The organism is Pectobacterium sp. PL64, assembly GCF_022477975.1.
Taxonomy (GTDB): Bacteria; Pseudomonadota; Gammaproteobacteria; order Enterobacterales; family Enterobacteriaceae; genus Pectobacterium; species Pectobacterium jejuense.
This window is the reverse complement of the sequence record NZ_CP092070.1, coordinates 2166107-2187245: the sequence shown is the minus strand read 5'-3', so window position 1 is coordinate 2187245 and position 21139 is coordinate 2166107. Positions and strand designations below refer to the sequence as shown.

Annotated in this window: 21 protein-coding genes; 9 read left to right on the top strand and 12 right to left on the bottom strand. The window is 54.4% G+C overall.

What is annotated here, in order from left to right; genetic code table 11:
* Window positions 1–74 precede the first annotated feature (74 nt).
* Window positions 75–947, bottom strand: coding sequence for an EamA family transporter (locus HP572_RS09680; protein ID WP_240585483.1), 873 nt, complete (start codon window positions 945–947; stop codon window positions 75–77).
* Window positions 948–1009: 62 nt separating this feature from the next.
* Here HP572_RS09680 and HP572_RS09675 point away from each other — a divergent pair, with 62 nt between their 5' ends.
* Together HP572_RS09675 and HP572_RS09670 are read left to right on the top strand one after the other, a co-directional pair.
* Window positions 1010–1570 carry a MarR family winged helix-turn-helix transcriptional regulator gene (locus HP572_RS09675; RefSeq protein WP_240585482.1) on the top strand — a complete coding sequence of 187 codons (561 nt, stop codon included), beginning with the start codon at window positions 1010–1012 and terminating at the stop codon, window positions 1568–1570.
* A 45-nt stretch (window positions 1571–1615) separates the two neighbouring features.
* Window positions 1616–2092, top strand: a complete 477-nt coding sequence (locus HP572_RS09670; protein WP_240585481.1) for an OsmC family protein — start codon at window positions 1616–1618, stop codon at window positions 2090–2092.
* Window positions 2093–2195: 103 nt separating this feature from the next.
* Here the strand turns inward: HP572_RS09670 and HP572_RS09665 are convergent, their stop codons facing one another.
* Genes HP572_RS09665 through HP572_RS09655 form a run of 3 tightly spaced genes read right to left on the bottom strand, consistent with a single transcriptional unit; the run spans window position 2196 to window position 5260 of the window.
* Entirely contained in the window at window positions 2196–3338 is a 1143-nt protein-coding gene (locus HP572_RS09665; RefSeq protein ID WP_240585480.1) for a DSD1 family PLP-dependent enzyme, read from the bottom strand.
* Window positions 3335–4276, bottom strand: a complete 942-nt coding sequence (locus HP572_RS09660; protein ID WP_240585479.1) for an ornithine cyclodeaminase family protein — start codon at window positions 4274–4276, stop codon at window positions 3335–3337. The genes HP572_RS09665 and HP572_RS09660 overlap by 4 nt, the downstream gene beginning before the upstream one ends.
* 9 nt (window positions 4277–4285) lie before the next feature.
* Complete coding sequence (locus HP572_RS09655; RefSeq protein WP_240585478.1) at window positions 4286–5260, bottom strand: threo-3-hydroxy-L-aspartate ammonia-lyase; 975 nt, start codon at window positions 5258–5260, stop codon at window positions 4286–4288.
* 300 nt (window positions 5261–5560) lie between these two features.
* Between HP572_RS09655 and HP572_RS09650 the strand changes: the two genes are divergently transcribed.
* From HP572_RS09650 to HP572_RS09630, 5 genes are all read left to right on the top strand, one after another.
* Window positions 5561–6184, top strand: a complete 624-nt coding sequence (locus HP572_RS09650) for a transcriptional regulator (RefSeq protein ID WP_240585477.1) — start codon at window positions 5561–5563, stop codon at window positions 6182–6184.
* Window positions 6185–6356: 172 nt separating this feature from the next.
* Window positions 6357–6776, top strand: coding sequence for a translesion error-prone DNA polymerase V autoproteolytic subunit (umuD, locus tag HP572_RS09645; RefSeq protein ID WP_240585476.1), 420 nt, complete (start codon window positions 6357–6359; stop codon window positions 6774–6776).
* Window positions 6776–8041, top strand: coding sequence for a translesion error-prone DNA polymerase V subunit UmuC (gene umuC / locus HP572_RS09640; RefSeq protein ID WP_240585475.1), 1266 nt, complete (start codon window positions 6776–6778; stop codon window positions 8039–8041). The genes umuD and umuC overlap by 1 nt, the downstream gene beginning before the upstream one ends.
* Window positions 8038–8883, top strand: a complete 846-nt coding sequence (gene cho, locus HP572_RS09635; protein ID WP_240585474.1) for an excinuclease Cho — start codon at window positions 8038–8040, stop codon at window positions 8881–8883. Before umuC ends, cho begins: the two co-directional genes overlap by 4 nt.
* 136 nt (window positions 8884–9019) lie before the next feature.
* Entirely contained in the window at window positions 9020–9268 is a 249-nt protein-coding gene (locus tag HP572_RS09630) for a GlsB/YeaQ/YmgE family stress response membrane protein (protein WP_005972245.1), read from the top strand.
* Between the two features lie 47 nt (window positions 9269–9315).
* Here HP572_RS09630 and HP572_RS09625 read toward each other — a convergent pair whose 3' ends face one another.
* From HP572_RS09625 to HP572_RS09590, 8 genes are all read right to left on the bottom strand, one after another.
* A complete protein-coding gene (locus HP572_RS09625; RefSeq protein ID WP_240585473.1) occupies window positions 9316–9858 on the bottom strand; it encodes an AAA family ATPase in 543 nt (180 codons plus the stop codon).
* Window positions 9855–10508: a 2OG-Fe(II) oxygenase gene (locus HP572_RS09620; protein ID WP_240585472.1), complete on the bottom strand. Its 654-nt coding sequence runs from the start codon at window positions 10506–10508 to the stop codon at window positions 9855–9857. Before HP572_RS09620 ends, HP572_RS09625 begins: the two co-directional genes overlap by 4 nt.
* Window positions 10509–10603: 95 nt before the next feature.
* Window positions 10604–11848: an aspartate aminotransferase family protein gene (locus tag HP572_RS09615; RefSeq protein WP_240585471.1), complete on the bottom strand. Its 1245-nt coding sequence runs from the start codon at window positions 11846–11848 to the stop codon at window positions 10604–10606.
* The gene (locus HP572_RS09610) at window positions 11832–12881 is read right to left on the bottom strand and encodes a sulfotransferase (RefSeq protein WP_240585470.1); all 1050 of its coding nucleotides are present in this window, start codon (window positions 12879–12881) and stop codon (window positions 11832–11834) included. Before HP572_RS09610 ends, HP572_RS09615 begins: the two co-directional genes overlap by 17 nt.
* A 13-nt stretch (window positions 12882–12894) precedes the next feature.
* On the bottom strand, window positions 12895–13710 hold the full coding sequence (locus HP572_RS09605; RefSeq protein ID WP_205555044.1) for a TauD/TfdA family dioxygenase: 816 nt from the start codon (window positions 13708–13710) through the stop codon (window positions 12895–12897).
* Between the two features lie 154 nt (window positions 13711–13864).
* The gene (locus HP572_RS09600) at window positions 13865–14644 is read right to left on the bottom strand and encodes an SDR family oxidoreductase (protein WP_240585469.1); all 780 of its coding nucleotides are present in this window, start codon (window positions 14642–14644) and stop codon (window positions 13865–13867) included.
* Window positions 14645–15142: 498 nt separating this feature from the next.
* Window positions 15143–16237 (bottom strand): ABC transporter ATP-binding protein, encoded by a 1095-nt coding sequence (locus tag HP572_RS09595; RefSeq protein WP_010276935.1) that lies wholly within the window; start codon window positions 16235–16237, stop codon window positions 15143–15145.
* 190 nt (window positions 16238–16427) lie between these two features.
* Window positions 16428–17921: a PLP-dependent aminotransferase family protein gene (locus tag HP572_RS09590; protein WP_240585468.1), complete on the bottom strand. Its 1494-nt coding sequence runs from the start codon at window positions 17919–17921 to the stop codon at window positions 16428–16430.
* A 153-nt stretch (window positions 17922–18074) separates the two neighbouring features.
* Here HP572_RS09590 and HP572_RS09585 point away from each other — a divergent pair, with 153 nt between their 5' ends.
* Entirely contained in the window at window positions 18075–19340 is a 1266-nt protein-coding gene (locus HP572_RS09585) for a 4-aminobutyrate--2-oxoglutarate transaminase (protein WP_240585467.1), read from the top strand.
* Between the two features lie 10 nt (window positions 19341–19350).
* Window positions 19351–20817: an NAD-dependent succinate-semialdehyde dehydrogenase gene (locus tag HP572_RS09580; RefSeq protein WP_240585466.1), complete on the top strand. Its 1467-nt coding sequence runs from the start codon at window positions 19351–19353 to the stop codon at window positions 20815–20817.
* Window positions 20818–21139: the final 322 nt, after the last annotated feature.

The window sequence follows — 21139 nt, the reverse complement described above, 5'->3', positions numbered from 1 at the left end:
AACGCTGCCGTTTTAACGCCTTCCTTTTCATCTTTCCCCGCCAACAACGCTCGTCATCAGCAGTTCTTCGCTAATTACTTACCTCGCGCCGTCGTCCATTGCACGGCGAAGACGCTGGCTAATACGATGGCCAAACCCAGAAACGCTGTACCGCTCATTGACTGTGAAAGCAACGCCCAGCCTAGCACCACTGCGGTCAGCGGGCTCAGCAGCCCCAATGAAGCAACGGCAACCGTCGGGAGGCGAGATACGCCACGAAACCAAAGTCCATAAGCGAGTACGGCACCCGCAAGACAGAGATAGGAATAGGCGGCCCACTGCGGCAGGGTTAAAGCAGGCAGCGGCGCATCAGCGATCCATGCAACGGGTGCCAGCATCAATCCGCCAAGGAAGAGCTGCCAGCCAGTGAGCGGTAGCACGGGCAAATCAAGTTGCCAGCGACGCGTTAACCAAACGCCGGTCGCCATACAGACCGCCCCCAGCAGCGCGGCGGCGATGCCCACGGGCTCAAATGTCGTCTGCGGAGACAGCAGCAAAATAGCCATGCCCGCTACACCGATGATCGCCGACCACAGCGTCGCCAGTCTGGGCGCACGATGATCCACAGCCCAGACCAACACCATCACCAGCAGCGGTTGGATCGCGCCAAGGACTGCTGCGAGTCCGCCAGGCAAGCGATAAGCCGCGACGAACAGCAGCGCTTGAAAGACGCCGATATTCAGGGCGCTGAGCACGAGCACGCGCCACCAGTCTCGCCGGGCGGGGAAGCGGCGCGTGAATAAGAGCAGCAGCAGACCTGCAGGCAGCACGCGGATAAGCGCCGCCGTGAAGGGGCGGTCCGGTGGCAGGATTTCTGATGTCACGATGTAGGTCGACCCCCAAATCGCGGGAGCCAGCGCCGTGAGTATGACGTCACGCCAATAGTGTGGTGAGGATGTAGTGTTCATGACTTTACCTTCAATTCAAGATATCATGATAGTGTTGATTAATTACCTTGAAGTCAAGATAAATGAAAAATCAAACCAGCGAACGCGAATATGATGCGGTAGATGCCATTCTTGAACAGTGGCGGCGCGAGCGGCCCGATCTGGATGCCAGCCCTATGGGACCAATTGGACGCCTCAGACGATGTGCCGCGTTCATCGAACTGCGTCTGGAAGCCTGTTTCTCCCGATTTGAACTGAGCAGTTGGGAGTTTGATATGCTGGCTACGCTGCGGCGTGCAGGTGCGCCGCATTGCCTTAGCCCGACGGAACTGTTCTCCGCGCTGATGGTGACGTCAGGCACCATGACTCACCGACTCAAGCGCCTTGAAACCCGAGGATTTATCGAACGTGTGCAGAACGAACAGGATGCGCGCAGCATGCTCGTGCAACTCACCGGCACGGGACTGGAGCTGATTAACCGCGCGGTTGAGGCACACATCGAGAATGAACGTCAGGTGCTATCGGTGCTGCCTGCCGAGGTGCTGGCCTCTCTTGATGCTAACCTTGCTGCGCTACTGCGGGGGCTGGAGAGTCACGCCGGGCGTGCTGCGCCTAAAGAGACGAAGTCGTTAGAGACAAAGTAATTCGCCGGACGAAACCTCAATACGTTATTACACAAGGAACTGGGCATGTCTGAATACCGTGCGTCAATCTGCTGGCAGCGCAATGGGCAAGATTTTATTGATAATCGCTATAGTCGACTGCATCAGTGGCAGTTTGACGGTGGTATTACGCTGCGCGCCTCGTCATCACCTCATGTCGTGCCGCTGCCTTTTTCGCTGGAAGATGCGGTCGATCCTGAAGAGGCGCTGGTGGCCTCGCTGTCCAGCTGTCATATGCTGTGGTTTCTTTCCATTGCGGCCAAAAAGCGCTTCTGTGTCGATGACTATCAGGATCAGGCGGTGGGAACGATGGGCGTGAATGCAGCAGGAAAAATGGCGATGCTGGACGTCACGTTGCGCCCACAGGTGACATTCAGCGGCGAAAAACAGCCTACTGTCGAGGAATATGCCACGTTGCACGAATTGGCGCATGATGCCTGCTATATCGCCCATTCGGTGAATTTCCCGGTGAACTGCGAGCCGACGTTGGGAGCGAAAGACTAAACTGAATAGGGTGACGACGCGCCGATATCATCGCGAGTCATACGAAAAGTACCGCCCGACGCGTTCAGATCGGACGGTGTGACCGATTACGGCCAGCCGAGCATCACCATCCGGTAATACGCTGCCAGGTTTCCTGCTCATTCCTGTGTGATTTCAGTACCTGATAGTGTTGATGCATCGCAGCCGTCGCACAGGCGTGGTTAGGCAGTATCCGCAGCCGTGTGCCGACGGGGAAATTGTCGATTGAAAGTCCACTGTCGGCGGGTAGTGCGATAATGCCGTGTTCCTGATTGGTGATCGTCACGCAGAGGTCGTTGTAAGGGCTGCCATAAAGATCACACACCAGCCCGTAACCGTAATCTTTTGCCTGAGATGCGGTGCCGCGATCGCGGGAGAGCGCCATCCAGCCCGCATCGATAAACACCCAGCCTTTCTCGCGGTTGTGCCCAATCACGGTGCTGACGACCGACAGCGCGATATCATCCAGCGAACAGACCCCAACGTTTTTCATCACCAGATCGAACGTGGTGAAAACGCCTGCTCTGACTTCGGTAATGCCGGTTAAATCCTCGGCAAAGTGCGCCGTCGGCGTGGCACCGACGCTGAGCACAGGGCAGGCAATTCCCAGCGCTCGTACACGTTGTCCGGCGGTATTGATGGCTTTGCACTCGGCGCGTGCGGCCGCTCTGATCGCTTCGTCCGTACGGCAGGCGTAAGATTCTCCCGCGTGCGCCAGAAGGCCAGTGAGCGTTGCGCCGTTGCCGTCGATCTGCTTCGCCAGCTCAAGTAATGCGTCGCTTTCCGGTGGGATCCCGCCGCGATGTCCGTCACAGTCGATCTCAATAAAGACCGAAAACGTCACGCCATGGGCGCGTGCATAGTCAGTCACCGCGCGCGCCTGTTCTGGGCTATCCAGCAGGATATGAATATTCACGCCTTTACGAATTAAGTTGGCGATACGCGGCAGCTTGTGCGGAGCGATCCCCACGGCGTAGAGCAGGTTGGTATAACCTGCGGCGGCAAAGGCTTCCGCTTCTGCCAGCGTCGAAACCGTCGCGGGTGACGCAGCATCTTTGAGAAGATAGCGACCGGCTTCAATCGAGCGTAGCGTTTTGAGATGCGGCCGAACCTGGCTGCCCAGTTTTTCCGTACGCTGATAAAGCCTGTCGATATTGCGTTGAAAGCGGAACTCATCAATCAGCAAAAAGGGCGTTTCCAGCGCGTTAAGCCATTCAATATTGTTCATTGTGCACCTTCACTTTGTTTAGCCTGCTGCCAGGCAGCAAGAATGCGCTGGCCGATATATAAGTCCTGAATGGATAAACCGGAGCTGTCAAACACGGTGATATCATCCAGAGTCTGTCGTCCTGCTGCTTTTGCGCTAATCACGTCGCCGATGGCGGTCAGCGTTACCTGAGCTGGCGCGTGCTGGAAGTCGCCGATCATTCGGGACTGGGAAGGCAGATCGCAAAACAGGCGGCCTGCGGTAAACAGCTCTGGCGGCAGTTCCTGCTTGCCGACGGCGTCCGATCCCATGCTGACAACGTGCGTACCTGCGTTAACCCACTCGGCGTTAAAAAGCGGCGCGCGTGATGGCGTTGCGGTTACGATGATATCCGCCGCGCGACACGCACTTTCGGCATCGCTGACTTGCGCATCCAGTCCGGCTGCCTTGAATTCTTGCGCCATCGCTGCGGATTTGCTGCTATCGCGCCCGACAATCAGCACGGTACGAATTGACCGTATTCTTGCCAGCGCGGCGCACTCGTAGCGGGCCTGATGACCGGTTCCAAATACGGCGAGAACCGAGGAATCGGGTCTTGCCAGTAAATCGGCTGCAACGGCGTTGGCGGCCGCGGTACGGAAGGCGTTCACTTTTCCGGCTTCAATCGCGACCTCTATTTTCCCGATTTGCTGATCGAACAGCAGAATCAGGGAATTATGGCGGGGCAGCCCATTAGCGGGGTTTCCCGGCCAGAACGAACCGACTTTTAGTCCCGCGAGTTCATGGGTTGCCGAGGCCTTGATGCTGAAGGTGTTGACCGGATCGGAACCTTGCCCATGCACCACCGGGAAACTACGTGCTTCCGGTTCGCTGGCGGCGAGCAGGGCTTCACGAACGGCATCATAAGCCAGCTCATGGCTGATGAGCGCCTTGGATTCTGCTTCAGAAATAAAGATCATGGTTTTTCCTTAGGCATTGCCGGTCAGAAATGCGCCGTAGCGGCTGATATCGACGTTCCCGCCGCTGATAATAATGCCGATGCGTTTACCGCGTAGCGATTCCCTGAGATTACGTGCCGCCGCAAAGCCGAGGCACCCTGTCGGCTCAACGACGATCTTCATGCGTTCGGCGTAAAACCGCATCGCCTCAATCAGATCGTCATCCGTCACGGTCAGAATATCGTCGACGTTCTGGCGAATCAGAGGGAAGGTATAGTTGCCCAGATGCTGGGTCTGTGCGCCATCGGCGATGGTTTTGGGCGTATCTATATGCACAATGTTGCCGCTGCGAAAGGATTGCTGCCCGTCGTTGCCCGCGAGAGGCTCGACGCCATAAATTTTGCAGTGTGGGGACAGCTGGCGGGCAGAAAGTGCGGACCCTGCTAGCAGCCCGCCGCCGCCCAGACTGACGAACAGGGCATCCAACTCACCGGTTTCTTCCAGCAACTCTTTTGCGGCGGTGCCTTGCCCGGCAATAACGTGCGGATGGTCGTAAGGGGGAATCAGCGTCAGCCCATGCTTTTGCGCCAGATCTCTACCGATTTGCTCACGATCTTCGGTATATCGGTTGTATTCCACCACGTTCCCGCCGTAGCCGCGCGTTGCGGCGACCTTTGCTGCCGGGGCATCGTGCGGCATGATAATCGTTGCAGGAATGCCGAGTAATTTGGCAGACAGGGCAATCGCCTGCGCATGGTTGCCAGAAGAAAAGGTGACGACGCCGGCGGCTTTCTGCTCGTCAGAGAACTGCAACAGTGCATTCATGGCACCGCGAAACTTAAATGCGCCCATGCGCTGGAAGTTTTCACACTTGAAGAAAACCTCTGCGCCGAACGTGTTATTGACCGTGCGCGACGTCATCACCGGCGTTTTATTGGCATAGCCATCAATACGTTCTGCTGCGGCTACCACATCGTCGAAAGTGGGGAAGCGTAAGTCGCTCATAGTTGGATAACCCGATGTTAGTGATTATGAACACCGGAACCGTTGGTCCGATGCTGTCGAATACCTTATAAACAAAATATATAAAATTAGATAAATTGTCTAATGTGATTTATCTTTAGCTTCTCAGTCGACGTGAGGTGCATCGCGTGCCGCTGAAAAACATCGGAACGAGTACGTATCACGGAATCAGGAGCGACCGCTGACGACACCGCGTGTGATACTAAATCAGGTGTACTTACAGTACACTCAGCGCCAGAAAACGCGCTTGCGCGAGCATGGGTAGAGGAATGGGAGAGGAATATGTCTGCATCTGGAGAAGGTCTGCTGCTGACGCAGTTAGATGCGATAGCCAAAGGGTTAAGCGAAACGTTCGCGCCATTCTGTGAGGTGGTTGTGCACGATCTGAAAAACCCGGACCACGCGATACTTTCCATTCACAATAACCTCTCCGGCAGGGAGGTGGGTGCGCCCGCGACGGAACTGGGTCTTGCCCGCATCGCATCGCCCGAATTTCCTAACATTCTGGCGAACTACGCCAACCAGTTTGCAGACGGACGCCCGGTAAAAAGTACCTCGGTCGGAATCAAAAATGCGCAAGGCGAATACGTCGCCGCGCTGTGCCTGAACGTCGATATGACGCTATTTCGCGGTATGCAAAATGCGCTGGCGCAGTTCACCCAGCTCGCTTCGGACTCCGTAACGGAGCATCTGGAGCCAAACGGCGCGGCAGCGATCAGGCAGCACATCGATCACTTCGCCGCCCGGCTTGCCACCACGCCACGGGCGCTAAAAGCGCAGGACAGAAAAATCCTGCTTCAGGAACTGAAAGACAACGGCCTGCTGGAAGTCAAAAAATCGATGGAAACCATCGCCCAGCACCTCGGCGTATCAAGGGCGTCGGTGTATTTGTATGCCAAGGAGTAACGGAATATTTTTATGCCACCTTGTGTAATGCGTAAGTCACTGATGTGATATGGATCGGCTTTTTTACCCAAGATGAAAGGCTGGCGATCCAGGTCGGTCAGGGAATGTTGCGCATTGCATTGTCAAACGTCGCTTCCTATACTGTATAAAAACACAGTTACCTTGCTGAGCGATGAAACGATATCTTCCCGAATCCTGTCCCGATAAGCAGGAATTAAATCTTTATGCCGATACGGTGCCCGCCGGGTTTCCCAGTCCGGCGAATGATTATGTTGAACAGCGCATCGACCTCAATACGCTGTGCGTTCGCCATCCCTCAGCAACCTACTTCGTTCGCGTGTCCGGTCAGTCCATGGTAGATGGGGGGATTCATGATGGCGATCTGGTGGTGGTTGATAGCGCAGTACAGGCGCGTCATGGCGATATCATTATTGCTGCGCTCGACGGCGAGTTCACTATCAAGCAATTGCAACTGACACCGACCCGCGCATTGGTTCCTATGAATGTTGTCTATGCCCCGATTCCGATTAATGAGTGCGACAGTCTTGATATTTTTGGTGTCGTGACTTATGTCATACATGCGACACGCTGATGTACGCCTTGGTGGATGTGAACACGTTTTATGCTAGCTGTGAAAAGATTTTTCGCCCTGATTTAGCAGACAAGCCAGTCATTGTGCTTAGCAACAATGACGGCTGTGTCATTGCTCGCTCTCATGAAGCAAAACGGCTGGGAGTAAAGATGGCCGCTCCGTTATTTCAGCTCGGTGAGCTCATTCAAAAACACGACATCGCCGTTTTCTCCTCCAATTACGCGCTGTACGCTGACATGTCGGCTCGGGTCATGAGTATTTTAGAAGAGATGGCACCTGCGGTGGAAATCTACAGTATTGATGAAGCATTTTTGAATTTGTCCGGCGTGGATCGCTGCACGTCGCTGGCGTGTTTTGGCCATCAGGTCAAAGAAAGAATAAAGCGCGAAGCGCATTTGACTGTCGGTGTCGGTATTGCGCCGACCAAAACGCTGGCCAAGTTGGCTAACCATGCGGCCAAAATCTGGCATAAAACACAGGGCGTGGTAGATTTGTCCAGCCCGATCCGTCAGGAGAAACTGCTGGCAATTACGCCCGTCGGTGATGTTTGGGGGATCGGGCGGCGACTGGCACGCAGACTGGAATCAATGGGCATCGAGAGTGCCTTGGCGCTGGCTCGCAGCGATCTCGCCTATATTCGGCGAAATTTTAGCGTTGTTGTAGAAAGAACGGTACGCGAATTGCGCGGACAATCCTGTCTGGAAGTGGAAGAACCCTCGACGGCCAAGCAGCAAATACTGTGTTCCCGTTCATTCAGCTCGCGGATTACCGAGTATGCTCACCTGCATCAGGCAGTGTGCCGTTATGCCGAGCGCGCGGCAGAGAAATTACGCCATGAGAAGCAATATTGCTGTCAGGTTTCGGTGTTTATCCGTACCAGCCCCCATGTCCCACGGGGGGACTATTATGGCGAGCAGGCTACCCGCGTGACACACGTCCCGACTCACGATACGCGAGACATTATTGCGCTAGCGATTGAAGCACTGAACTGCATCTGGAAACAGGGATACCGTTACTGTAAAGCCGGAGTAGTGTTGTCCGATTTCTATCAGCACGGTGTGGCACAACTGGATATGTTTGACGCGCGTAAACCCCATGCAAATAGCGCCAGTTTAATGGCGGCTATCGATCGCATTAATCAGTCTGGCAAGGGGAAAATTTGGTTTGCGGGTCAGGGAATTAACCCCAACTGGTCAATGAAACGAGAGCGGCTTTCGCCCGCTTATACTACGCGAGCGGAAGATTTGAAGGTCGTTAAATCATGATATTGCCTGAGAAAATACCTGATATTTATCAATATCCAGAACATCTGCGTACTGAATTGGATGGGCTGCCTACGGCTCCGGGAGTGTATGTTTTTCACGGTGACAGCGAAACGCTGCCGCTGTATATCGGCAAAAGTATCAACATCCGTGCTCGGGTGTTGTCGCATATGCGTACACGTAAAGAAGCAAAGCTGCTGAGGCAGACCCGCCGCATTACATTTATTGAAACGGCGGGGGAAATCGGTGCGCTGTTATTGGAAGCGCAGATGATTAAGCAGCAGGTGCCGCTTTTTAACAAGCGGCTGCGGCGTTCACGTCAATTGTGCTCGTTCCATTTTGATGGAAGATTTATTGAAGTGGTCTACGCCAAAAATGTCGATTTCTCCACGACATCCTGCCTTTATGGGCTGTTCAGCCACCGCCTTGCAGCGGTGAATGCATTGAAAATGATCGCTGATGAAGAAAAACTGTGCCTGGGGGTTCTGGGTTTTGAGCATCTTCCCGCGGGCAGAGCCTGTTTTCGCCATGCATTGAAAAAATGCATCGGTGCCTGCTGTGGCAAAGAGTCCATTTCGGAACATCAACGCCGGCTGTCAATCCGGCTTGAAGCGATGAAGCTGAGCTGCTGGCCTTACCCAGGCCGTATCGCTATCAAAGAAAGCCGTCAGGGAAAGACGGATTATCACATTATTCATAACTGGTTTTATTTGGGAACGGTTGCACGATTATCAGAGGTCGCAGCGCTAAAACGCGTTGCGGCAAATTTTGATAGCGATGGCTACAAAATTTTATGCAAGCCTATTGTCAGTAACGGTGTGGATATTATTTTGCTGGATGAATGAGATAGGTATGGGGTGCCAGCATTTTTATTCACCGTCTGGCGCACGTTGATAGAATCCTTGTCTATACTTGGATTCGCGTCTTATCTGTCAAGGATTGGCGTTTATATGGGTATGATGAAATAAAGGTGAGGTGGTTATGGGTATTCTGTCCTGGATTATTTTTGGCTTGATTGCGGGGATTCTGGCTAAGTGGATTATGCCCGGTAAAGACGGCGGCGGTTTTATCCTGACGGTGTTGCTCGGGATTGTCGGTGCGGTCGTGGGTGGTTATATCAGCGTTTTCTTTGGATTCGGCCGGGTCGATGGCTTTAACTTCGGCAGCTTTGTGGTGGCGATTGTCGGCGCGATTGTCGTGCTGTGGGTGTACCGCAAGATTCGAGACTAGTGTTAGATCCGTTGCCCCTGAGCAGGGGCAACGGGCTTTTTGTTGCTTCAATATGAATAAAACCAGTCGATGAGCTGTTCTGCGGCTTCATAAGGTGCCAGCGCAGAGGTGTGCAGCGAACGATGATGGGCTGCCTCAATCGCGTCGGCGTAGTCGTAATTCCTCAGAATGGCTTTCAGCTTATCCTGCGAATTTACCTTACCGAACTGGTGTCGGTCAGCGTTTTCCACCCGGTTTAACAGGTGCGTTTCGTCGCTACAGAGTTGAACAAAAAATGGCGTAACGCCATGTTCCGCGCACCGTGTCTTTATCGCCTCAATGTACCCGTCGTCTTTACTTCCCTCATAGCAGAAGGTCGTGATCAGATCGCGCTCATCTTCTGCAAAAAGCAGCGAAATGGCATAGAGTCTTAGCTCAAAGGCGAAGCGCCTGAGTGTGCTAAATGCACTGTCAGGCGGGAGCACCGCCATCGCTAAATCATACGTCAGATGATTATGAAATAGCGTTGCCCCCATTTTCTCCGCCAGCAGGCGACCGATCGTGAGTTTCCCCACCGCAGGCGGCCCGTAGAGAAAAATAAGCTTCTTCACTGCGCCGTACTCGTCGTGCCGGGTTCGTAATAGGTGATATTCAGCGCATTGCGTGTTTTGACGGAAACGCCAGTTAACGGCACGACCGCATGCCAGGTTTCATAATACCCGTTGCGGATGATAACGCTGGCGTTGCCCATGAGCGGGAGGACGGAATGGCAGACGTCAGCATGATTCTCAGGGTTGAGAATCTGAAAGGCACCACCCCAGCTTTCTTCCCATTCGTCGTTGAAATAGATAATCATGCGAAATCCGCGTGTCAGCGACGCGTCGACATGGGGAAGGTAGTGTGTGTCCCGGCCGCCGCGAAAGGCTACTGCTTCCATTTTGAATTCGGAAAGATCAGCCCCGCAGAAGGCGGACAGGGCGGCAGTAAAGTCGTCAGAAACCAACTCGTTGCACATTCCCTGCCAGGCGTCGGACAGCGTCGTGGTGTCGCTGACTTTGCCGGAGGCTAAAGGAATAAGGGTGCGACGATAAAAGTAACCGCCATTACGTTCACGATAGTTAAACCCGTCGGTCGGGAACTCGTGGGCAAGCGTTGACGCGATATCACGGTTACGCCATATCTGAGTTAATTCTCCCCACTGGAAAGGGGTTTCATGCCGTTTGCCGTGGATGATGCGTTCAAGATCAAAGTAGTGGAACATCTTTTCACTCCCTGTTGTTAATTACCTCTGATGGATGTGAATGACATCTGATGGGTGTTAATCACACCTGACGGATAGTGGCGGTTAACGCCCCATCAGAGGCTTCCTAGTGCGGTAGACATGCGTTGAATCAGTTCCTCTGTTTCGTTGGCTGAAATCGTGAAGGCCGGTGCCAGTTTTAAGTACGGACCTGCTGCACCAACGATGACGCCCTGTTCGCGTATCGCCGCCTGCGCACGTCCAGACTGTTCGAGGGACTCAAACGTCATCGATAGCATCAGCCCTTTGCCTTGTACGCTGATCAGCCCCTCGGTTGGCGGGAGGTGTTGTTTGGCGAGCTGGAGGAGCGTCCTGCCTTTTGCCGTGACAGCATCGTAAAGGTGATGTGTATCCAGATAATCCATGACAAACAGCGCGGCGCGACAGCCCAGCAGGTTGCCGGATTGCGTGTGGCCGTGGCGGAAAAACGGTGGCGTTTGCCCTGTGAAGCTATCGGTAATGGCCTCTGTGGCAAGCACGGCGGTAATGGGAATGCCACCACCCAGACACTTGCTGAAAATGACAATATCAGGCTGTGCGCCTTGTGAGACCGATTCACAGAACGTCCCTGCGCGGCCAACGCCGCAGTAAACTTCGTCACAGATCAGCGGAATGTCGTGCTTTTTGGTCAGCAGCGAGAGCTGTTGCAGGAAGCCATCAGGCAGCAGTCGTGTGCCTTCCATTGCCATAATCGGTTCAATAATGACTGCGGCGATAGTCGATTCCTGTTCTGCCAGCAGCGTTTCCCAGGCACTGATATCGCTGAGGTGTTCAGGTGAGGGCATTGTGATCGTATTGCTGGCGAGCAGAGACGGTAAAATGCCCTCGTTGATAAAGGGGCGTCTTGTTGCCATCATCGCACCGAGCGTACAGCCGTGGTAGGCGCCGCTAATCGCCACGATTTTCGTTCGCGCTGGACGAGAACGGTTGACCTGATATTGCCAGGCCATTTTTAGTGCGCTTTCAACGCCTTCGCTGCCGCTCCCAACGATGAACGTCTTGCTCAAGCCTGTACCGAGTAGCTTAGCGGCGAGTTTTTCGGCCAGCTCGCCGGGGAGTTGGGTGTTTGAATAGATATTGCAGGCATGAATCAGCGTGGATAATTGCTGTTGCAGGGCGGAAATGAATTCAGGGTGAGAGTGCCCCAGACAGTGGTTATAACAGCCGGACATGCCGTCAAAGTAGCGTTGGCCACGTTCATCATAAAGATAAACCCCTTCGCCACGCTGAATCAGCGGACGTTCGTCTTTCTCCGCGAGAGCGGTGTAAGGCGGCCAGTATGGGTTAGAGGTAGGATTCATATTGTGTCCCTGTCAGCGTGGTTCTGATGTCGTCAACGTTACTCACGATCGAATCAATCGTTCGGGTCTCTTTTTTCCCTGTGCCGGCACAGAGCCTGAAATCGGAAATTCCCAGAAAGGACAGCACCGTGCTGGCAACGATATCGGGTGCGGACATCACCTCTTCGTAATCAAGGGTGAGGATGTCATGGTGCTGAAAAGCCTGATAAAACGCGGCCTGATTTTCCAGATTGCTATCGATGAATGCCGTTAGTTCATCGACCGGCACCGCCATTTTTTCGTGCGAAATTGGGCGGCTATCATGCTTGCCGACGTACCAGATGCGATCGCGCAGGCTTTTCTTCAACGACACAAATTGCTGTAGCCGGCTTCTTCTTTCCAACAGGATCAGTTTCAGGTCGGGGATCGCCTGTAAGGCGGGCCAGATGGAGGCATCCCCCCACTGGCTATCAAGATCCCGAAACAGCACAAAACCGACCGCTTCGACGTATTCAAAATAGGGTCTGAACAGATGGCGATGCAGGATCGTCTCTATCGCGGTGTCTTTAACGGAATAGGGCAGCAAATGTTGACCAAAGCGGTTGAAGGCCTCGCCGTGCATTTCAATATTCGGGTGGGAACCTAACAGCGTGCGAAGCAAGTGGGTGCCTGCTCTGGGCGTAGAGACGATGGCAAACTTCTGATAGCGGGTTTGTGCGGCCAGAATGTCCGCATCCACGCTGCCGCCGACCCATTTGTATTTTTCAGCAAGGGCGATTTTCTCGCAAAATAGCGCAAAGTAGCGCGGCGCGTCGTGTTGAAGGTCCTGTAGCGACGCCTGAACTTCGTCTCCGCGTATGCCCTGAGCCCGCCAGTTGACGCCGTTGAGCCGGTATTCATGAACGAAGGCTAACATTGCTGTCAGCGTTTCCTCGCTTATCGGTATCCCGGTTAACTCGTCTCGCATTCGAGCCTGAAGGTGCTCTTGCGGGCACGTCAGCCATCCATCCCAACGTGCCGCTAACGCGGATTCCGTCATTGAACGATCGGTCATGATCTCTCCTTGATTATGCGATCAGGGTGGGGGCGCTGGTGAACATGCCTCGCAGCAGCGTTCTTGGGCTGGCGGGATCGTCCGTATAGGCGTGGCGTCCGTGAGAGATTTTATCGTTACGCATGAGCAGGGCTTGCCCGCGATACAGAGGGAATGTCAGGTGATAGCGACTACCTTCCGCGGCCAGTTGTGACATATACTCGACGGCCTCGACAACGCGCGGATTGATACTGCGTGAATAGTCCCAGTCGGCGGTCACATCCAGCGTAAACCCGCCAATAAACCCGCCGTCTCGATCGGGACGAAACACCGGACCGATATGAGCGTACTGTTTCCCAGACTGGGTACCGGTTGAGCGGCGTCTGAAAATCTGTTCTTCGAGCAGAATATCCGCTAAATCAGGGTGTTCGGCCTGAAGTTGCTGAAAGGCGGAGACGCTATCGAACAGAACGGTTTCGCCGCCCTGGCTCGCATGCTGCTTACAAAGCAGAATCGATGTTTTTATGCTCCCGATCGGGATATAAGAACCATCGGTATGAAGAGAAAGGTGTGAGGTACTATTGAAAACCACATGCGTGCCGTGTGAGAGTCCGCCAATCTGATTCACTCCAGATGTGGATACGCCCTCTTTGTGTTCCTGACGATTAAAGGCGGACTGATAAATGTCGCCCAGTGAATAAAGCGCCGACATTTTTTGGAAGTCAGCATCATCGTATTTCCATTCGCTGGTAACGATAGCAAACCGATATTTTTCGATATGCGCAATAACTGCTGCCTTATCTTCACTATCAATGACTTGTGGTGACCATCCATCAAAGCAACTTTTCATCGCTATTACTCCTGTAATTAGCTCGACTGAAAACGTACATGAATTTATATCCGTCATACTTCAAGTTGCATGTCTATTGGCTATATTACGCGCCTCCTCCATGAGCCTCGTTAATTTGGAATGATTAAATAGCTAATAATGATGTGGGCGGTATTTATATGGCGCTCATGCCTCCGTCAATGGAAAGTATTTGTCCCGTAATATATTTACTGGCGTCGGAGGCAAATAGGATCGCCGCGCCTTTTAAGTCTTGATCATCCCCAATACGCCGCAGCGGGGATTTTTGCGCCAGTGCATCAACGCCAAGCCGATTTAACAAGTTCTGTGTCATGGCGGAAGGGAAAAAACCGGGGGCGAGCGCATTGACGGTGATATTAAATTCTCCCCATTCGCCCGCCAGTGCACGGGTAAAGTTCACTACGGCACCTTTGCTGGTACTGTAAGCGATTCCTTCCAGCCAGCCGGGTAGATTGCCCTGTAAGCCAGCCAGCGACGCCACGTTGATAACTTTTCCATAGCGGCGGGGAATCATGCTGCATTTGCCGATTTTCTGCGTTAATAAAAACAGGCTGCGGATATTCAGGTTCATGACACGATCCCAGTCAGCAATCGCATGGTCTTCCGCTGGAGAACCGAATGCCGTACCGGCATTATTGACGAGAATATCTATCTGGCCCGTCTTGGCGATGGCTTCCTCGGCGAGGTGCTCAATATCGCGATCCTGCGCATTGTCGGCGGCAATCCATTCGGCATGAATTCCCAATGAGGAGAGATGTGACTGTGCTGTCTGCAATTCATCGGCGTGACGCGCCGAGAGGATGATGTGAGCCCCTTGTGCCCCGAGTGCTTCAGCAATTTGTAGCCCTAATCCACGCGATCCTCCGGTGATGAGCGCGGTTTTTCCAGACAGATCAAAGAAGTGCGGCGTATCCATACCGATTCCCTTATATTGAAATCTCTATCCATTAGAATGTGCCCTCAATACTTCAAGTTGCAGAATAAACGATAACGTTCCTTAAACTTGAAATAGAAAGGGATTACGCGAGCAACGGCAATTGAGTTTAAATAGATATCAGGAAAAAATTCCAGCGATATTCTGTTGCCAATAAACAGGATATTTTTGAGTTGTGATTAATCACGCATTAATTACCTAAATAAAATTTATACCCGTTATACTTCAAGTTGCATGTGCGTTGGCTGCGTTCACTCACCCGAATCACTTACTCAAGTAAGCTCATCGGGATTCCCTCGCTTGCCGCCTTCCTGAAACTCGAATTATTTAGGGTATATGCACTATAACGCTAATGATTTTTCCTTTTCTTTATTTTTCCCATTGCGTTAATGGTTTATTCGTTGCCCCTGTTCAGGGGCAACATGCTATTTTTCTGTCATTCGTTTTTCTGTGTCTTTTAGCTCTGTTAACGCGCCACGCTTAATGCGTGATGATGCTATCCAGCGCGCGTAGGTGTTCCGGCTGCCAGGACAGATTAACTTCGGTGCCGGCTTTCCAGTGTGGCTGAATCTCGCTGGCGGGGAGTTTCACCATAAACTGCGGCTGGCCTGCCACTTCCGTCATCATCCTGACGTGATCGCCCAGATAGATGAACTGCTGAATGCGGGCTTTGACGTGCTGCATGCCGTCATCGACGTGAGCTGCGTTGACGTGAATGCGTTCCGGGCGGATGCAGAGCGTAATTTTTCGACCTGGCGAACTCGGTCGGACTTTCAGCGCACGCAGCGAAGTGCCGTCGTCCAGCGTTGCCCGATAGAATGCGCCTTCGGCCTCGGCGCGCGTGGCGAGCAGCGTATTGTTTTCGCCAATAAATTGCGCCACAAAGGCGTTTTCCGGTTTTTCGTAGATATCGCTGGGGCTGTCCATCTGCTGAATCACGCCATCGTTAAACACGGCGACGCGGTTGGACATGGTCATCGCTTCACTCTGGTCGTGAGTCACGTACACCACGGTTAATTCCAGCGACTGATGCAGCTCTTTGATTTCTAGCTGCATATGCTCGCGTAGTTGCTTGTCCAGTGCGCCCAGCGGTTCATCCATCAGCACCAGCTTTGGCTCGAAAACCAGTGCGCGAGCCAGCGCCACGCGCTGCTGCTGGCCACCGGACATCTGTGCAGGGTAGCGATCGGCCAGGCTGGTGAGCTTCACGCGATCCAATACCCGATCCACTTTCTCTTTGATATCGGCACGGTTCAGACGGCGGATGGAGAGCGGAAACGCCAGATTCTCCGCCACGGTCATGTGGGGGAACAGGGCGTAGTTCTGAAACACCATACCGATGTCGCGCTGGTGCGGCGGGAGATGGTGCAGCGGGGCGTCGCGCAGCATAATTTCCCCCTGCGTCGGGGTTTCAAACCCGGCGAGCATCATCAAACTGGTGGTTTTTCCCGAGCCGGATGGCCCAAGCAGGGTCAGAAATTCACCTTCACGGATATCCAGATTGAGGTTTTTGACGATCAGGCGATCGCCGTCATAGGTCTTCTGAACGTTCCTGAAGCTGACATAATTTCTCATTTTTCACTCTCCGGCAGTCACTGTTATTCATAAGAATGCATAAACCATGCCGGATGCTTAGTGAGCAGAAAATACCGTGCTGCATGCATCATAACGCCGCCGTTCATCATAATGGATGCGCCGTAATAGGGCGCACCGCTGGAGGATAGCACCGTAACGGTGCGAAAGTTCGCGTATAAAATGGTTGCTGTCAGGTGTCAGAGTGAGGGGGATTCAGTGCCTGAATACAGGCCACAATTACGGAGAAAGCCTGCGTCATTTGCTCCTCTTCCACGCTGGCATAACCCAGTAATAAACCACGCTGCGGCGTCGGTTGCAGGTAGTAGCTGGAAAGCGGTTTGACCATCACGCCGCGGCGCAGAATCGCGGCGCTCAGCACGACATCATCGATGTGGGAAGGCAGACTGAGCAGCATATGCAGCCCGGCGTTGCTGTTGTCCCCGACGTAATCCGCACCCAGATGTTGTTCAATTAACGACGTCAGTAGCGCGCGGCGCTTGGCATACAGCAGACGCATGCGGCGGATATGCGCGGCGTAGTGGCCTTCGCGGATAAACTGCGCGAGCGTCGCTTGCGTGAGCCAGTGTCCTCCGCGATAGAGCTCAGAATGTGCCGTCTTCAGCGACTGCGCCAGCAGCGGGGGCAGCACCATGTAGCTGACACGCAGGCCGGGATAGAGCGTTTTGCTGAATGTGCCGATGTAGATCACCGGCGATTGCGTCTGTAGCCCTTGCAACGCAGGAATCGGGCTGCCGGAAAAGCGAAACTCGCTGTCGTAATCATCCTCAACGACCCAGCAGCCGTGCTCCTGCGCCAGTGCTAGCAGGCGTTGACGCCGCGCCAGACTCATCACCGCGCCCAGCGGATATTGATGTGACGGTGTCACGCAAATCAGGCGCGGGGCGGCGTCGGGCGAGAGCGTTTCCGGTGGTACCAGCCCCTGTTCATCAACATCGACGGGGGCAACGCGCAGGCCGTTAATCGTCAGGACATTACGAATGCCCCAATAGCAGGGATCTTCAATCCAGGCCAGATCGCCGGGGTTGCATAGCATTTTAGCCAGCAGATCCATCGCCTGATGGGTGCCTTCGGTAATCAGAATCTGCTCTGGCGTACACTCTACAGAACGGGCGACGCGCAGGTAATCCACCAGCGCCAATTGCAGTTCGGGGCAGCCGCCAATCGGCGAATAGGAAAGCTGCTCAGGGCGAACGCGCCGCGTCAGGCGGGTCTGAATACGCCGCCATAAATCGTGAGGGAAACTGGCGATATCCGGGATGCCCGGCATAAATGCGCCCCATTGTCGGGCGGAGGCACCGGCATACCCCAGCAGATGCATACCGCGCCGCGACAGCTCATGCTTAGGCTCACGTATCTCCCCGGCATTGTCGCTGCTCACCGGCTGCATATTGCCATCGGGGAGCTGTTCCGTGACGAAGGTTCCGCTTCCTTTGCGCGCGTCAATATAGCCTTCCGCCAGTAGCTGTTCGTAAGCCGTCAGCACGGTATTGCGCGACAGCGACAGCTGCTGCGCCAGATCGCGCGACGACGGCAGACGCTCGCCAGCGGCGATCGCGCCATCAAGAATCGCCAGCCGAATGCTGTCGTACAAACGCTTGTTCAGTGCGCCGTCTTGCTGGTTGGCTAAACGCTGAAGCAATAAGTCGGTCAGAAGTGAGCGCAAAAGTGGATCCTTCAAATATTCAAAACTGGCACTGGATTATAGGACCATCTCGCGTCTAAATGACATCATCATCTTGCAACTACACTAACAGTGACCGTTCGACTCACCATCGTTCAACGACTAACCGATGTGTTTGGGATACCGGAGCAGACCATGAAGAATAGCGAACTGAATCAACGCCGTCTGGCTGCCACGCCGCGTGGTGTGGGCGTCATGTGTGATTTCTATGCGGAGCGTGCGGAAAACAGCACCCTGTGGGATGTGGAAGGGCGGGAATTTATCGATTTCGCTGCCGGGATTGCGGTACTGAATACGGGCCACCGCCACCCGAAGATTGTCGCGGCGGTACGTGAGCAGTTGGATCGCTTTACCCATACGGCCTACCAGATTGTGCCTTACGGCAGCTATGTCACGTTGGCCGAACGCATCAATGCGCTGGCACCGATTGAGGGCGCAGCAAAAACTACGTTCTTTACCACCGGCGCCGAAGCGGTAGAAAACGCGGTGAAAATTGCCCGCGCGTATACCAAACGCCCCGGCGTGATCGCCTTCAACGCGGCGTTCCACGGCCGTACGCTGCTGACCATGACGTTAACGGGCAAAGTGGCACCGTACTCCACAGGATTTGGGCCGTTCCCCGGCTCCATTTTTCACGCGCTTTATCCGAATAAGAAGCAAGGCATCACCGTTGAGCAGGCGCTGGAAAGCGTCGAGCGTCTGATGCATACCGACATCGCCGCCGATCAGGTTGCCGCCATTCTGCTGGAACCGGTACAGGGCGAAGGCGGTTTCCACGTCGCGCCGCCGGCCTTTATTAGTGGGCTGCGTAAACTGTGCGACGAGCATGGCATCCTGCTGATTGCTGACGAAGTGCAGACCGGTTTTGCCCGTACCGGTAAGCTGTTTGCGATGGAGTATTATGCGGAGAAAGCAGATCTGATCACCATGGCGAAAAGCCTGGGCGGCGGCTTCCCGATCTCTGGCGTCGTTGGTCGCGCTGACGTCATGGACGCCCCCTCGCCGGGCGGACTGGGCGGCACCTATGCGGGTAACCCGCTGTCGGTCGCCTCTGCGCTGGCGGTATTGGATGTGATTGAAGAAGAGAAATTGTGCCAACGAGCACAGCGTCTGGGTGCCGCACTGGTGGAAACGCTGGAGAAGATCAAGGCGCAGTGTCCGGCACTGGTGGCGATTCGTGCACAAGGGTCGATGGTGGCGGTCGAATTTAACGATCCACAAACCGGTAAACCCTCGGCAGAAATTACCCGTCAATTTCAGAAAAGCGCGTTGGAAGCGGGTCTACTGCTCCTGACCTGCGGCGTGCATGGCAACGTGATTCGTTTCCTGTATCCGTTAACGGTGCCTGACGATCAGTTCAGCAAGGCGATGAGCATCCTGACGCGCGTATTAACACGATAGAAGAGAAGCTATGCAACTGGAACAGTTACTGAAACAACAAGCCTTATTCCGTCAACAGTGTCTGATTGACGGCGAGTGGCAAGACAGCCAAAACGGTGAGCGTCTGGACGTCACCAATCCGGCGACGGGCGAGGTACTGGGGAGCGTACCGTTAGTGACGGTGTCACAAACTGAGCAGGCGATTACCGCCGCTGAACAGGCGCTGGTTGAGTGGCGGAAGAAGACGGGAAAAGAACGTGCCGCGCTATTGCAGGCGTGGGCACGCCTGATTATGGACAATCAGGAGGATCTGGCTGCGCTGCTGACGGCGGAGCAGGGAAAACCGCTGGCGGAAGCGCGGGGCGAAATCGCCTACGCGACCAGCTTTATCGACTGGTTTGCGGAAGAAGCCAAGCGCATTGAAGGCAGCGTGCTGCAATCCTCGCAGGGGCAACAGCGTCTGCTGGTCATCAAGCAGCCGATTGGCGTGTGTGCGGCGATTACGCCGTGGAATTTCCCCGCGGCGATGATCACACGTAAGGTCGGCCCCGCGCTGGCGGCCGGCTGCACGATGATTGTTAAACCCGCCGAGCAGACGCCGTTTACCGCACTGGCGCTGGCGGAACTGGCGCAGCAGGCCGGTATTCCGCGCGGCGTCTTGCAGGTCATCGTCGGTGATGCGCAGTCGGTCGGTAAAGTGCTGTGCGATAGCCCGGTGGTGCGCAAACTGAGCTTCACGGGTTCGACGGAAGTGGGTCGCATCCTGATGGCGCAGAGTGCGCCAACGGTGAAAAAGCTGTCGCTGGAGCTGGGCGGCAACGCGCCGTTTATCGTATTCGATGATGCCGATGTGGATCAGGCGGTGAAAGGCATTCTAGCCTCCAAGTTCCGCAACAGCGGGCAGACCTGTGTCTGCGCCAACCGGATCTACGTGCAGAACGGTATTTACCCGACGCTGGTCGAACGGCTGGTTGAGGAAGTGCGCAAGTTGAACGTCGGCGACGGTACGCAGCCGGGCGTGACGCAAGGGCCGTTGATTGATGCCGATGCGGTTAGCAAGGTCGAACAACACATTGCTGATGCGCTATCGCACGGGGCAACATTGCTGCTGGGCGGTAAACGCCACGAACTGGGCGGCACGTTCTTCACGCCAACCATCGTCGGCGGGGTAACGCGCGAGATGCGCTTTGCCCGCGAAGAGACGTTCGGGCCCGTGGCACCGCTGTTCCGCTTCAGTGATGAAGCCGAAGCGATTGCAATGGCGAACGATACCGAGTTTGGGCTGGCAGCCTATGTCTACACGCGTGACGCCGTGCGCCAGTGGACGGTGCCGGAAGCGTTGGACTACGGCATGGTTGGCATTAATACCGGGTTGATCTCGAATGAAGTCGCGCCGTTTGGCGGCGTGAAGCAGTCCGGGCTGGGGCGTGAAGGATCACGTTTCGGTATTGAAGACTATCTGGAAATAAAATATCTCTGCGTCGATCTTTCCCGGTAGATCGTCGGTCAGAAACGCGTGTCGATAGCCCCTATCGGCACGCGAACACCAGACGCGCAATGTGTCTGGGTGGTGCAAGGCAATGCTGGCTTGCACCACAACATGGCAAAAATGGCGAAATGGCATCAGGTGTAAAGGGTGGTTGTGTATCCCTGATGTTTCTCCTCACCGTTCCCGCCGTCGTGGTAGTAAAACATCAATAAAATTTTTGAATTGGCACAATTTATGCTCATATTTTTTTGCATGATTATCATGATACATGATGCATCAAAAATGCAGCGCACAAAATTGTGGTTCGTATTTGACCTTATTACGTTGGCTA